Raw genomic sequence first — 13,817 nt, forward strand, 5'->3', positions numbered from 1 at the left:
GAAGTGTCAGCGTCGCTTTGCTCCTTATTTTCATAACCTTAACGCTCCTTTTCCTGCTTTCTTCCCGGCTCGGTGTAGCCCATCAGAGTGTCAATGTTCGCCTTGATCGTGACGATCTCCTGCATATCCCGTCGTGCCTTCTGGTATTCTCCATAGAGCTGTTTTTTCTTTGCTGTGAGCTTGCGGCCTTCCTCCTTCAGCACATCCATTTTAGGGAGCTTCGCCCCGCCCAGCAGAGAGCGCATTTCCGCTTGTGCAGCCCGGTACAGTTCAAGGGCGGCCTCATGCTCCGCAAGGAATTTCCGGCTGTACTTCGTCGCCTTATACTGCTCAAAGACTGGGCGGGTTTTGGCATACTGAACCGTTGCGGCCTTTAGCCCGGCATTGGTTTTCATGGCCTGCTCCGTCTGCTTGACCTGTTCGGAAATAACATGGAAACGGTCTGCCGCCTCGGTGGCTTTCTGTGCCAACTGCTCATAATCGGTCAGGTTATTGTCCTGTATATAGGCAAGAGCGGCGGCCATCTGCTTAATGTTAAATACCTTCGCCCAGCGTTCATATCCCGGCCCCTTACCGGCAGCCAGCTTTGCTTGAATATCCACCGCCAGACTGATTTTCCGCTCCGAGCGCCCGGGGCGTTTTTCTTTGCCCTCAATGGCGGACAGAACATCTTGCAAGTCGTAGCCGTCCCCCAGCGTGGAGGCACGCAGACGGGTGAAGCGTTCCTGTCCCTGCCCGGTCAGCCGGAAGCTGATACCGCCGCCCCGAACCGTCTTGACCTCATACCCGGCCCGCTTCATCAAATTGAGAAATTCGTCCAGATCAGCGGGGCGTTCCGCCAACGCAGTATCAATGGCAAGGCGCAGCCTGTCCTGATAGGAAAGCGGCCCTTTCCGGTCTTTCTGCCACTCTCCATAGTTCCGATACTTGCCCTTGCTCCGGGGCTTCGGGTTCTCTACAATGGACAGCCCGTTTTCAAGGCACAGCCTGTCAGAGAGCCGCCGAAGGGCGAAGCTGGAGCCCCAAAAGTTTCGGAATTTCCGGGCGCAGTCAAGGGTGGTGGAGTTGTAATAAATGTGACAATGGATGTGCTGCTTATCGGTGTGCGTGGTAACGATAAAAGCGTGCCGCCCCTTTGTCCAGCGCATAGCCAGCTCATAGCCGATACGGTTCGCCTCCTTCGGGGTGATCTCGCCCGGATAGAAGGATTGTCGTATCTGATAGCACAGCACATTATTTTCTTTCTTCTGTTCCCGGCCCGTCATAGCGGCATAGCTGGCCTTTGCCAAAAGGAACTCGTCCGCCACGGTGGCCGGATCACATTCATAAGCGGAGATATACTTTCCGCTTTCTGTTTTCTCCGGGTCCTTGCCATAGTCCAGACAATCCCGGATAGCCTCAGCAATCGTTTCGCCTTCGCCCGCATGGCGCTGTAACAAAGTTGTGGTAGCCAAAAATCATTCCTCCTTTCCATGAGAAAGGGGCGGCCCATTCAGACCGCCCCGACTTCGGGCCAGTATGGCCCGAGGCTGCTTAACTTGCCAGAAACCGGTACAGAGCGGATTTGCCTCCGTCCAGCGCCCAAAGAAGGGAGCCCGCCGCCGCTTGCAGTCCATACGGCGAAAGAAGGAAGGCAAGAAACAGAAATACAATCCCGCCTATGGGCGTCGGCGTGAAAAAGAGAGCGACACCCAGCACCGTCAGGATCACAGAGGCAATCGTCAGCAGGACGGCACAAATATCAAACAGGAACACCAGCAGAGCCGCCAGAAGGCACAACGCTAAAGCAAAGGGAGCAACCAATATTTTCAGCAGTATCTTCATCTTCAAAACCTCCTTTATCTATCCTTCCTACCTCTATTTTATCATGCCTGCCCGGGGACATAAATGTTGCGAAAGATTAGTAAATCCTGTCCCAAACCTTCGGCTCATACTGGCCCGAAGTGGTAAAAAAAGAGCAGGGCGGCAAGCCCCGTAACGGAAGCCTGCCGCCCTCGTCTTACTTTGCCACCAGCTCGGAGAGCTCCCGCAACACCTTTGACACCTCGCCCCACAGCTTTTCATAGTCCCGCTTCAATCCGTCGATTTCCTCCGGGTACACGCCATAGGTGTGTGCGTGTACGGCGACCTGATTGAGATTGTTGGAACAGCGCCGTTGCAGAGAGATCAGCTCTTTTACGGGCGTAAGGTCGATGTGCAGGATATACCCGTTCAGAGCCATTTTCCGTACATAAGCCCCGGCGTTGGAAATGCCCGCCTCGGCCATCCGCTCATGGATGGCCGCCAGCTCGTCCGGTGTTACCATGACGTGCAGATGGACATTCCGCTTGCGGTTCTCCATCAGCGTTCCAGCTCCCGGCCTTTCCGGCGTTCTTTGGGCTCCTTTACCTTATCCAGCGGTTTTGCGTCCAACTCCGGGGGCGTGGGCGGGATGGGCGTGTTGTTGGGTACGCCGTCGATCATGTTGCAGTTCTGCTCTGTGGAGAGCTCGGCGGTTTTCAGATAGTTGTCTTTTTCGTGCATGGCGATCCTCCTTTATCGTTCCTCATGGTTTTTATGGTTTCGCTTCTGGCCGGGTTCCTTCGGGGGTTCCTGCCCTCTGGTTTCATCTTTGAGCCGGGCAGTAATGGATGGGCGCACCCGGTCAGGATTGCCCGGTGCTGGTTTCAGCTCATAATCCTCCATCTGCTTTTCGGTCAGCGGCTTTGCGTAGGTCAGTTCGCCCCATGCCATCAGCCTGCCGTCTGCCACAGGACGCCGCCTGTCATCATCGTAGTTGACGATGGAAAGAGGCTGGTTATCCGGCGGCTTCGGGTAAGTTCCTATGTCCACGGGCCGCTGGGTGGAATAATAGCGGTAAACGCCCTCCGGTCCCAGCTCGGTATGCTTGACCGCCGCATGGTAAAACTGCTGATAGTCGTCCACCCGGCGGTCAAAGTCCCTCTGCGCCCACGCCTGACTGGTTCCATAGCGGCCCCAGTAGTAATCCCGATGGCCGTTTTCCCCCTCGGTAAACTGCCAGGTCACAAAGGGGCTCGGCGCTCCCGGATTATGCCCCAGCGCAAAGCCGTGTCCGGTTTCAAAGGTGGCAGCTTTCAAAATCACATATCCTTGTACTGTCTCCAAGAGATTCCTCCTTTCTGTGCCTCGGGCCAACATGACCCGAAGTGCTGGATGTTACGAAATAAGAGGGCAGACCGGGGAGGAATGTAATAAGATATTCCCACCCCGGAAACACCCTCAAAAAAGCCCGGAATGTCAAGCCTTTGGAGGCGGCAAATCGTAACAGCCGCCCGGCCTTTTCTCCCGCATTTTCCTCATGCGTTCCCGGCTTTTCCGTCGGTTCCCTTCGGCCTTGCAGGCGTCGGAGCAGTAGGCTTGACGCCCCTCGGGCAAAAATGCCTTTCCGCAGACCGCACAGGCCCGCAGCTCCGGGGAGATGCCTTCCGTTGTCAGCGCCGCTTGAAGCTCTGGGTTAAGGGGCAGGACAGCCTCACGGAAGTAACGGCAGTACGCCCCTGTCCAGCACTTGTGCAGCATATAGCAGGCACAGTCAAGAGGAAGGCACAGGCCGCTTTCCCGGTCATAGTTGGCGCACATCCCCGTGACCAGAGTGCGGATTTTCTTCTTCTCGTCACGGGTCAGCTCCCGGGCGTCCATTTAAGACTTCGGGCCACGATGGCCCGAAGGGCGGGGCTCCACGATCAGCGCCCGGAACTTCTTCCGGCACTGTTTTTTCTTTCCTTTGCACTCCTTGTAATAACGGCATCCCTTACAAGGGTCGTCATTGTTCCAGCCGGGGTGCGGTACTTCCTTCATCATTCGTTCAAAAGGGCTGCTTGTAAAATTCATTCTCATTCCTCCGTATCTTCCTCCCATGGCGGGGTATCTTCGTCATCGGGTTCCTCTGAGATCTCCTCCAGCTCCCCGTCCTCATATTCGCAGTAATCATCTTCCAAATCCGGGGCTTCATGCTTCGGCTTGTAAATCTTGAAATAGTAACCAATCCCACCGCCGGCCAGCACCACCGCACCGATCAGGAGCAGAGAGAGAAGGGGGCTGTCCTTTTTCTCCGGCTCGGATTCCGGTACTTCCTCCACCGGTTCGGTGGGCTTTGGCTCTGGCTCCGGGGTCACTTCTTTGGGCGGTTCCTTACCCTGTTCGGCAAGAGGCAGAAGGTCGTCTGTGGTAACGGTATTGAGGAAATAGACGTTCTCGCTGGTTTTCTGTTTGTCGATCACCAGATAAAACACGCTCTCGTCTGCTGTGGTAATGGTGTAAAACTCTTTACCGTCCTCGTCGGTGGCGTTGTCCACCACGGTTCCCGTCCCGTCCGGGGTAAAGGGGTTCTGTGTTTCCGGCTCCGCTTCGGTTTCCGCCGGGGCGGGAGCTGTCTCCGGCTGTGGCTCGCTGCTCTGGGCGTAGGCCGGGACCGTAAAGATCAGGCAACACAAAAGGCTGGCAGCCATCGCCGCCAGCCTGCGGTATTTAGTTTTCTTCATGGGCTGTGTCCTCCTTTTCGGGTGCCTCCGGCTTCGGGTCAGTATGGCCCGAAGCGGTAAGGCTGTTTTTGGGGTCATTCAGAAATGCCATCAGCTGGGCGGGCGTCAGTTTAAGGGAGCGCACCGCCTGCACGATCTGGCTGTTTTCTTCCTCCTGTTTCTGCTTTTCCAGCTCCCGGATTTTGGCCTGCCACTCGGCAGCCTTCTCCCGGGCTTTTTCCAGTTCCTTATCGAGCTTGTCGATCTTGTTCATGCAAGGACTCCTTTCCTCTGGCTCACAAACGCCCGAAGGCATAGAAATGTGTCTGCCAGTAGCTTGAATTGATGTTTGCGTATTGGATGGGCGAACCACAATGGAGCATCATCCCGTCGCCCACATAAATCCCCACATGGGACACAGGGCCGGGGCTGTCATAGGTTCCCGTGAAAAAGATAATGTCGCCGGGCTTTGCCTCGGAGGGGGAAATGATAGCGCACTGGTTATAAATGCCCTGCGCCGTGGTACGGGGCAGGTTGTGGACGCCGCTGGCCGTGTACACCCAGCAGACAAAGCCCGAACAGTCAAAGGAGGTGGACGGGCTGGAGCCGCCCCACACATAGGGCCAGCCGATGTACTTTGTGGCTTCTTCCATGAGCGCCGCAAAAGCCGGGTCATCCAGCGCCTCGCCGGGTATCTCATAGCTGGGGCCGGTATCTTCGCCGCCGTTGTAAATCCCTTCCCACAGATAGGGTTTGTTGCCTTTGAGCTGCTGCATAACGGTGTAGATTTCCCGCTGCTGTTCGTTAAGCCTCGGCAGGATCACGGCAGGCAGCGTCTTGTTTGTGAGGGTCACATTGAGAATGTAATACTCATAGGGGACTTCCTCGGTGGTGGTTTCCCCGGTCTCCGGGTCGGTGCTGGTTTCGGTGCGGTAGCGTATCTCGACTTCCTCCGTCAAGGTCAGCTCATACTGTGCCTCGAAAATCTCCCGCAGTTCGTCCTGCACCTGTTCCCGGAAATAGACATGGTACTTTGCAGAGAAATAGGATGCCAGCTCATAGGGGTTATGGCCGATCTCGTCCACGGAATAGCGGTACTCGTCATAGCCGGGATGGGTGCTTTCAATGTTCGCCACCGTCTGCGCCAGCTCGTTTTCCAACGCTGTATAGTCCTCGTCCACCCCCAGCAGGTCCGTATCCTCCGAGGCGTAGGAGGTGCCGGATAACGCATTGGCAAGGCCGCTGCCAAGCGTGGGGAAAATGGAACTTACCGCCGACACAAGAAAACAGAGCAGCAACAGCAGGAGCAGGACCAGCACCGCCACGGGATGACGGGTCACAAACTGCGCCGCCCGCCGGGTCGCAGTTCCCGAAGCGGCAGCGGTTTTCTTTGCGGCCTTTGCGCCCTGTTTTGCAGCCGCTTTTGCCTCTTTGGAATACCGGCGTTTCAGTTTCCATTTCTGCTGCACACGGGAAAGCGGATTGCTGGCAAGTTCCGGGTGCTCGGAGGCCATCTTCTGAAAATCCACATTGGCCCGGGCTTTTATGTCCTTCCGTTCCCACTTTGCCACCTTCCGGGCTGGGTGTTCCCGCCAGCGGCGTTTGGCATAGCGGGTCAGTTTCCGGGCTCCGGCCTCTGCGGCCAGCTCGGATTTATGGGCTCCTTCCACACCCACATTTTCATGCTCAACCTCGTGTATCTTGTTGTGGACATAGAACCACGCTTCTGTACGGGCTCCCCGGACTGCCTTTTTTGCAAGCCCCGGCGGCTTCTTCGCTGCCCGTTTTGCCTCGGTCTTGTCCAGTTTCTCCCGGGCCTTTCCCAGCTTTTCCCCGGTGTGTTCCGCTTTTGCCTGTGCTTTCTGGTACTTGCCCTTTTTGCTCCCGACCTTCTCGGCGGAGCCCTCCGGCTCCTGTGCCTTGCCGGTATCCTGCGGCCCGTCCGCTTCATCCTCCTGCCTCATGCGGTCAGAGGGACGGCTTTTCCGGCTGTCCTCTTGAAACTTACCGCTTTTGGACTTCAGACCATCATGGCCCGAAGGGCTGTCCTGTCCGGTATCCTCGTCCTCAAACCGCAGACGCCGGGATGGTGCGTGGGAAGGTCCTTCCCGTTCAGCCGGTCCGGGGCGATTGCCCCCGGTATCCTCCGTCGGCCCCGGCCTCTGAAAATTCCGTTTGTCCGGTTTCTTTCCGATGACGTATCCCTCCTTTCCAAACCTCGGGCCAACATGGCCCGAAGTGTGTTATGCCCGGTTCATTTCCTGTTTTTTGTCCTCCGGGCGGGTGGTCATAATGGCGTACAGCTCGGTATTCTGCGGGAAGCGGTCAACAAACGGGATGGTGGTATTCCCGAAGAACAGCAACCCTTCGCCGGAATTGGTATGGGTCACATAGGAAAGCTGGTGGGGGCTGATCCCAAGCTGTTTAGCTAAAATCTGCCGGTCCCCCTGTGCCTGCGAGAGCAGCACAAGGAAGTCCGAGTTTTCAAAGATGTTCTCAATCTCTGGGCTTGCCAGAAAATCCTTTACGTTCTGCGTTAAAGCACTCGGAACGCACCCTTTTTTTCGCAGCATTTTCCAGATCGCCACACAATAGCTTGCCGTCAGACGGTCACGGAGCAGCACATGGAACTCGTCGAAGTAGCACCATGTAGCGATACCACGCAGGAAATTCATGGACACCTGCGAGTTTACCAAGTCCTGCATAATGAGCATGGCAATCGTCCGAAGCCCGGCCCCCAGCTTTTTTAAGTCAAGGCATACCAAACGGCGGTTCAAGTCCACATTGGTTTCATGGTTGAACACGTTAAGAGAACCCGACACATAAATTTCAAGGGCAGTTGCCAGCCGTACCGCCTCGCCCTCCGGCTGGGAACAGAGCAGGTCATACAGGGTTTGGAGGGTCGGCATTTTGCTTGTTTCCGGGTCCTGCAAGTGTTCCCGGTACATCTGGCGTACACAGCGGTCAATGACGGTACGCTCCACCGGCTGCAAGCCGTCCTTGCCGCCAACGATCAGCTCCATCAGCGACAGAATAAAGTCGGCTTTCAGCGCCATCGGGTTTTCCTCGTCGAAGCTCAAATCAATGTCCATCGGGTTGATGTGGTGGGGGCTGTCCGGGGCGATCTCGATGACCTGTCCGCCCAGCCGCTTGATAAGGGGCGAATATTCGCCCATCGGATCAACCACAATGATCCGGTCACGGGTGGCAAGGAACACGTTCACAAGCTCCCGCTTTGCGGCAAAGGATTTGCCGGAGCCCGGCACGCCGAGGAACAGGCCGTTGGGATTTTTGAGCTTCTTCCGGTTTGCCATGATGACGTTATGGGAAAGTGCGTTGAGCCCGTAATAGACGGCTTCGCCATCCATGCGGAGCTCCTGCGTCATAAAGGGAACGAAAATGGCCGTGGAGCTTGTCGTCATGCCGCGCTTGATCTCAATGCCGTTATGGCCCAGCGGAAGGCTGGAAAGAAAACCATCCTCCTGCTGGAAGTCCAGCCGCTTCAAGGTGCAGTTGTATTTCTGGACGATACCGGACACCGTGAACAGGTCATTGTCCAGCTCCCGGCGGGTCGGGGCCATGTTTACCACAAGGAAGGTCAGCAGGAACATTCTTTCATTCCGGCTCTGTAAATCTTCCAGAAGGGTCTTTGCGTCGTTGCTGTATGTTACGAGGTCGGGCGGAAGTATGTCCATGTCGTACCCTGACCGGGCTGCCTTCTTTTGTTCCTCCACCTTCATCTTGTCAATGTCGGAGACTTTGGCCTTGATGGATTTTACGGCGGCGGCCTGATCGACGGTTTGGATATGGAGAGTGATGGTCATTTCCGCATCCATTTCCAAAAGCTCCGCCAGCAGCTTGTCCGAGAGCTCCGAGGCCAAAATCTGCAAGTAGGAGGCGGCGCCCCAAGTCGTCCCCACCCGGAACAGACGGCTGAAACGGAAGTCGAAGCTGTCCGGGGCGATAAAGTCTTTGGTGGAAAGCCCGGTTTTGGGGATCATATCCCATGAAAACCGGAAGGGGGAGCCGCTGCCGGGGTGGAGCTGCCCGTGAAGAAGCTCCAGCCGTTCCAGCCCCGAAAGGGAGCGGCACTTGACGCCCAGCTTTTTGAAGTTCCCGCAAATGTCCGCCTCTACACGTTCCAGCCTTGCCCTGGCGGTGGGAAGGTCGTCCACGTTCACGCCGAAGGTCAGGAGCTTTGTGCGGACAATGCCGTTGTTGCTTTTGGCGATCTGGTTTTCCAGCATTTCCACATACTCACACCGGACGCTGTTGTAATCATCGTCCTGCATGGGGATGTTCACGCTGTACCGGCTGCCCGGGCGGCTCCGGTGGTTGAGGAAGGAAAGCTGGAACGGAAGGCTGCTGTCAAAGTAGTTAAGGCAGGCGCTCCACCCGTCAAAGATGGCCGCCTGATCTTCGGACTGTGCGAGCTGGTAGTTGATGTCCTCGTATTCAATGGTTTTGGTGTAATAGCGGTCCGCTACCCGGCACACTCCGTCCCGGTACATTTCCCGGTAAGGGAGGGTCTGCTGGGCGGTGGTGGGAATGTTCTTTCCTTTCGTGAACAGGCCGGTAAGGCCCTGCTTTTCAGGCTTTCTGCCTGCGGGCTTTCCGGCCCTTCTGCTGTTTCGCAATCGGCTGCGCCTCCTTTCTTGCGCTAAGCAGCGCATAGAAGTTTTCGGTTTTGTAAGGCCGCACCCGGGGATAGAGGAACCGGGTGCGGATGATGTTTTTCAGCACTTTTTCCAGCGGCAGGCCGTCCCGCTCATACATAGCCAGAAAGAAGAACGGGAGCATGAGGCCGATCATCAGGAACATGGCGGCACTGTTCCCGATACTGCCACGGGAAAACAGGTAAGCCGGGAGGCCCACCGCCGCCGCGCTGGAAAAACAAACAAGCTGGCGCTTCGTTAGGTTGAAGGCCAGCTTTGTCTTGATTTTGGAAAGGTCTTTTGGTACTGGCACATAGGCCATTTTGGTACACCTCCTTTATTGCTTCGGGCCAGCATGGCCCGAGGTTATCTTGCGGCCTCTTTGGCCGGGGCTGTGCTGCGGGCAGCTTCGGCGGCCTCTCGTCCGCTCTGCCTTGCCCGCCAGTATTCGGGGTGATACTGCCGGATGGACTGATTGAGTTTTTCTTCAAACTGTCCTTTGTCCTTAATGCGGTCAGGGATTTTCCACAGCTTTTTGTCCAGCAGCTCCCGGAGCACTACGCTTTCCTGTGCGTCCTCCTCATAGCAGATATAGCCCTTGTCCTTGAAGCCGCATTTTTTGGCCGCTGGGGAGAGAACGGCGGCTACCTCGTTTGCCACCATCGTTCCGCCGTGGCTGGCGGTAGATACCAGAAACACCCCCGGACAGAGAACTTCACAGCTCTGCACCTCGCCCCACGGGGAGCTTTTCGGCGCATGGAACATTCCGCCCGTCCGGTTCCGGTCCGCCTGCATGAGAGCCGCCTTTTCCAAGATGGCCTTCAGCTCCGGGGAAAAGTAGGCGTATTCCCGCAGGACACGGGCGGCGTCCCCGCCGCAGGCGTTCATCAACAGGGTATAGGCATCGCTGTCCGCTTTGGTACAGCGGCCCAGCAGTTTTCCGTCGTAATAGCAGGCTGCGTCATAGCCCGTCCGTTTGCGTGGCATGGTTTCCGCCTCCTTTCTGCTTCGGGCCAGCATGGCCCGAGGTCAACGCTCTGCGCTGCGGCTGGGCTTTTCCTTCGGAGGCCGTTCTGCCTTTGCCTGTTCGGCAGCCGCTTTTCCGGCTTTGAGCTGGTCGCTGATGGACGCACGCCCCACAGAGCCGCGCTCCGCCATCTGTTCCAGCTTTGCCTCATAGGCTTGCAGAACAGCAGTATTGAGCTGTTCCCGGAACTCCTTTGTGACAGGGTAGGCCATATCCCGATAGCCGCCTTTGCCGTCCGGCTGGCTGGGCATCCCAAGAAAGAGGCCCTTGCTGCCCTGTACGATTTTCAGATTTTCCACCACAAAGCAGTCATTGAATTTCACGCTGGCAAAGCCCATCAGATTTTTCACAGGTTCGATGACCCGCACGCTTACATCCAGCTTCAACGGTGCGGCCGGGGTGGTGTTTGCAACCTTTTCCTGCATGGTTTTCTCCTTTCCGGCGGGAACAAGGTTCCCGTCCTTGTAGTCATAGCCTTCCGCCCGGAGTGCCGCCAGCGTGTCCGCCGATACGCACCCGGACAGTTTCAGATCGGTTTCCACCATAAAGCGCATGGTGTCTGCTTTAGAAAATTCTTCGGGGAGCTTTCCATAGAAAGCCGGGTGCGGCTGTCCGTCCGCACCCTGTTTGTAACGCCGAGGCATACCGCCTCCTTTCCGCTTCGGGTCAGCATGGCCCGAAGTCTCTTAATGGCAGCCGAAGATGGATTTTGCAAGACTGCCTGTTTTGAATAAGGTAAAACACAGCAGCACCGTATATCCCACGCAGCCCCAGATCGCCCCGATGGGGTCGCCGTCGGTGGCGATACTCTGGATCAGCACCGCATAGATGGCGACACAGACTAAGATCAATAGGCCTTGAAAGCCCACAGCAAAGAGGGAGCGGAAATAGTTCTGCCCCATGTGTCCGGCTTCCCTGTTGGGGACTGTGGCAAACGGGATAGGCGCTAAACTTGTGAGTAAATAAATTTCAATCATACGGCCATATACGATGACGAAGATCACGATGTTTAAGGCAATCATGGTAAGTTGGATCAGGAAGGATTGTAGCCAGAGTCCGAACAGAGGGCCTAACTCCATCGCTTCAAGCTCTGTCCGCAGACTGTCCAGCACATCCGGCGTGATCTCTGTCCCGTTCTGGATAATGCCCGCTGACTGCTGTATCACATGCTGGCTCACATCAAAGACCGCCAGCACGATATTGAAGGTATTCGTCAGGATCATCACAGCCACAAAGGTTTTGAACACCCACTTAAAAAACATCCATGTGTCAACTTCATGGAGGTTGTTGCGTTCTATGAGCATCTGTATCAGTTCATAGGTCATAACAAAAGTGAGGATGACCCCGGCGATTGGCAGAATGGCAGTTTCGGAGATCTGTCGTATCATGGAAAAGACCCCGGCGTTCCAGTCCGCCGGGGTCGTGCCTACCTGTGTGGCGATCTCGCCAACGCTCTGATTGACGTTATCGAAAAGGCCGTCCAGATTTCCCATGATACCATCGACGAGCAGACCTTTCAGCCATTCAACGATTGCGTCGATGATAAAGTCCATACATCAGCTCCTTTTCTGGAAAAAGGGACAACGGGTGACACTTAGCTGAACAGGCCGGACAGCAGAGGGATAAGCTGAAGGCCGATCAGAACGACACCGCCGCCTGCCATGAGCTGTTTTATCCCCAATTAGGTGTAAAACTCTGCTCGATGGCGGGCGGCGGCGTACAAAAAATCTATATGGTGTTTTTAAGAGAACCGTCCCGGCGGGACAGGTCAGGCAGTGACCTGTTCCACCTCCGGGATGGGTTTGAGATTAAAATGAATTTCGATAGAAATGTGTCTTGTTTTATCTTCGTCAATGCGTTCATGCACGACGATTTCTTTGATTAAGCGGTTAAGGGTGGCTGCGTCCAGCTCTGTGATGTTGGCATATTCCTGAATGGCTTCCACCCATTGTTTTGCGTCATTGGCAAGCTGGACTTCATCAGACAGCCGCTTTCTGCCCTCGGACACTTTTGCTTTAAGCTCCGTCTGCTCGGTCTGTGTCTTTTCCAGCATGGTGTTGAAATTCTGCTCACTGATACGCCCTGCAATCATATCCTCATAAAGCCGCATGACCATTTTGTCCAGAACCTCAATCCGTTCCTCGTCCCTTGTAAGGGAGCGTTCCATTGCTTCCCGCTGTTCCCGCTGCTCTGCTTCACAGGTATTGGTCAGGCGGTCGGCAACCGCTTCCCCGTCCATCAGGGCAGCTCTGGCACATTCCCGGATTTTCCGCAGCACATGGCTGTAAAGGGTGTCATAGTCAATCCGGTGCTGGGTGCAGTGGTTCTTTCCAAAGGCGTTGTAGGTCTTGCAGGAATAAATCCGCTGGGGATGTTTTGCGTTTGTGTAGCGTACCGTCAGCGACTTCCCACACTCGCCGCATTTTAACAATCCGGCAAACAGGCTGATTTCATCGGTCTGCCCCGGACGCTGGCGGGATTTCAGCTTGTTCTGCACAATGTCAAAGCTCATGCGGTCAATCAGCGGTTCATGCTGTCCCTCCACCACAATCCAGTCCTCCGGCTTCTTTTCCCCAATTGTGCCGATTTTGAAACGGTAGTCTTTTTTCTGGGAAGCAATCGCACCGGTGTAGACGGGATTCATCAAAAGGTCTTTGATAACGGAGAAGTCCCACATATACCGCCCGTTTTCCGGGTCTTTCTTTTCCCATTTGGTTCGGGTGTTGCGAAGCCCCCGTTCCCGGTTCCACCATGTGGGGCAGGGGATTTTTTCTTCCTCCAGCCGTCTGCGGATATAGTTCGGACCATGACCGTTCAGGGCATATCCGAAAATCAGCCGCACAATCGGGGCGGTTTCCTCGTCAATGAGCAGATGGTTTTTGTCCTCCGGGTCTTTCCGATACCCAAACGGGGCAAGACACCCGGTAAACTGTCCTTTCTGCGCTTTCAGAAGATAAGAGGAATGGACTTTCTTGGAAATATCCTTGCTGTACATCTCATTCAGGATATTCTTGAACGGGGCGATGTCGTTGTTATCCCGCAGGGTGTCGATACCGTCATTCATGGCAATATAGCGGACACCGTTTCTTGGGAAAAAGTCCTCAATCAAATGCCCGGTTTGCAGATAGTTACGCCCCAGTCGGCTGAGGTCTTTCGTGATGACAAGGTTGATTTGCCTGCGCTCAATGGCTCTCAACATTCTCTGTAAATCAGGACGCTCCATATTAAGACCTGTGAAGCCATCGTCCTGATAGACTGCCACAACCTCCCATCCCTGCTTTTCGCAGTATTTTTCCAGCATATCACGCTGGTTTGCGATACTGGCACTTTCGCCTTGCAGGTCATCGTCCTTTGACAGCCTGCAATAGACCGCCGCACGATAGCCCCCGGCAAGTGCTGAACCGATTGTTCTGTATTCCATTTCGTTCATCATAGCCATTTACCCACACAATCCAGACGGTATCTGGCTCTGTTGAACCTCATCTTCATTATACTTCAAATCTTTCTTTTTAGCAAGATATTCTTTTGTATTTGTTTTGCCGTATTTCTGGGAAATCAGGCTGACGAACACATCGGTGGCGTCCAGTTCCCCGTCAAATACGGTTGTCACTTCAATCTTGGTCTTATTTTTCGCCATAGGCAGTTATCCTCCAT

17 protein-coding genes and 1 pseudogene are annotated in these 13,817 nt (G+C 55.3%); all 18 read right to left on the bottom strand.

Annotation, left to right across the window (positions count from 1 at the left end):
* Positions 1-38: 38 nt before the first annotated feature.
* A complete protein-coding gene (locus WMO43_RS04205) occupies positions 39-1,454 on the bottom strand; it encodes a relaxase/mobilization nuclease domain-containing protein (RefSeq protein WP_353530171.1) in 1,416 nt (471 codons plus the stop codon).
* A gap of 79 nt (positions 1,455-1,533) precedes the next feature.
* Positions 1,534-1,824, bottom strand: a complete 291-nt coding sequence (locus tag WMO43_RS04210) for a CD1845 family protein (RefSeq protein ID WP_154252646.1) — start codon at positions 1,822-1,824, stop codon at positions 1,534-1,536.
* Positions 1,825-1,999: 175 nt separating this feature from the next.
* On the bottom strand, positions 2,000-2,341 hold the full coding sequence (locus tag WMO43_RS04215; RefSeq protein ID WP_005927607.1) for a plasmid mobilization protein: 342 nt from the start codon (positions 2,339-2,341) through the stop codon (positions 2,000-2,002).
* Positions 2,341-2,523 carry a DUF4316 domain-containing protein gene (locus tag WMO43_RS04220; protein ID WP_003500078.1) on the bottom strand — a complete coding sequence of 61 codons (183 nt, stop codon included), beginning with the start codon at positions 2,521-2,523 and terminating at the stop codon, positions 2,341-2,343. Before WMO43_RS04220 ends, WMO43_RS04215 begins: the two co-directional genes overlap by 1 nt.
* Positions 2,524-2,535: 12 nt before the next feature.
* Entirely contained in the window at positions 2,536-3,126 is a 591-nt protein-coding gene (locus tag WMO43_RS04225; RefSeq protein WP_202615304.1) for a defense against restriction DarA-related protein, read from the bottom strand.
* A gap of 132 nt (positions 3,127-3,258) precedes the next feature.
* A complete protein-coding gene (locus WMO43_RS04230) occupies positions 3,259-3,660 on the bottom strand; it encodes a cysteine-rich VLP protein (RefSeq protein ID WP_055650129.1) in 402 nt (133 codons plus the stop codon).
* Positions 3,661-3,852: a hypothetical protein gene (locus WMO43_RS04235; protein WP_330413212.1), complete on the bottom strand. Its 192-nt coding sequence runs from the start codon at positions 3,850-3,852 to the stop codon at positions 3,661-3,663.
* 2 nt (positions 3,853-3,854) lie between these two features.
* Complete coding sequence (locus tag WMO43_RS04240; protein ID WP_012741676.1) at positions 3,855-4,502, bottom strand: DUF4366 domain-containing protein; 648 nt, start codon at positions 4,500-4,502, stop codon at positions 3,855-3,857.
* On the bottom strand, positions 4,489-4,755 hold the full coding sequence (locus tag WMO43_RS04245; RefSeq protein WP_005927622.1) for a DUF4315 family protein: 267 nt from the start codon (positions 4,753-4,755) through the stop codon (positions 4,489-4,491). Before WMO43_RS04245 ends, WMO43_RS04240 begins: the two co-directional genes overlap by 14 nt.
* Positions 4,756-4,777: 22 nt before the next feature.
* On the bottom strand, positions 4,778-6,445 hold the full coding sequence (locus WMO43_RS04250) for a C40 family peptidase (protein ID WP_055246813.1): 1,668 nt from the start codon (positions 6,443-6,445) through the stop codon (positions 4,778-4,780).
* A gap of 279 nt (positions 6,446-6,724) precedes the next feature.
* Positions 6,725-9,154, bottom strand: a complete 2,430-nt coding sequence (locus WMO43_RS04255; RefSeq protein WP_371316253.1) for a VirB4-like conjugal transfer ATPase, CD1110 family — start codon at positions 9,152-9,154, stop codon at positions 6,725-6,727.
* Entirely contained in the window at positions 9,072-9,458 is a 387-nt protein-coding gene (locus tag WMO43_RS04260; protein ID WP_003500106.1) for a PrgI family protein, read from the bottom strand. Before WMO43_RS04260 ends, WMO43_RS04255 begins: the two co-directional genes overlap by 83 nt.
* A 44-nt stretch (positions 9,459-9,502) precedes the next feature.
* Positions 9,503-10,156 carry a DUF7007 domain-containing protein gene (locus tag WMO43_RS04265; RefSeq protein ID WP_055246811.1) on the bottom strand — a complete coding sequence of 218 codons (654 nt, stop codon included), beginning with the start codon at positions 10,154-10,156 and terminating at the stop codon, positions 9,503-9,505.
* Between the two features lie 9 nt (positions 10,157-10,165).
* Positions 10,166-10,807 carry a septation protein SpoVG family protein gene (locus tag WMO43_RS04270; RefSeq protein ID WP_195380126.1) on the bottom strand — a complete coding sequence of 214 codons (642 nt, stop codon included), beginning with the start codon at positions 10,805-10,807 and terminating at the stop codon, positions 10,166-10,168.
* Positions 10,808-10,849: 42 nt separating this feature from the next.
* Positions 10,850-11,716 (bottom strand): VirB6/TrbL-like conjugal transfer protein, CD1112 family, encoded by an 867-nt coding sequence (locus tag WMO43_RS04275; RefSeq protein WP_270188265.1) that lies wholly within the window; start codon positions 11,714-11,716, stop codon positions 10,850-10,852.
* A 41-nt stretch (positions 11,717-11,757) separates the two neighbouring features.
* Positions 11,758-11,841 (bottom strand): annotated as a pseudogene (locus tag WMO43_RS04280) (Maff2 family mobile element protein); the annotation flags it as partial.
* Positions 11,842-11,931: 90 nt separating this feature from the next.
* A complete protein-coding gene (locus WMO43_RS04285) occupies positions 11,932-13,602 on the bottom strand; it encodes a recombinase family protein (RefSeq protein ID WP_055262334.1) in 1,671 nt (556 codons plus the stop codon).
* Positions 13,603-13,800, bottom strand: coding sequence for a hypothetical protein (locus WMO43_RS04290; RefSeq protein WP_002595176.1), 198 nt, complete (start codon positions 13,798-13,800; stop codon positions 13,603-13,605). It lies immediately after the preceding gene.
* Between the last annotated feature and the right edge of the window lie 17 nt (positions 13,801-13,817).

Origin of the sequence: Maccoyibacter intestinihominis (assembly GCF_040096355.1) — a bacterium.
GTDB classification, from domain to species: domain Bacteria; phylum Bacillota; class Clostridia; order Lachnospirales; family Lachnospiraceae; genus Maccoyibacter; species Maccoyibacter intestinihominis.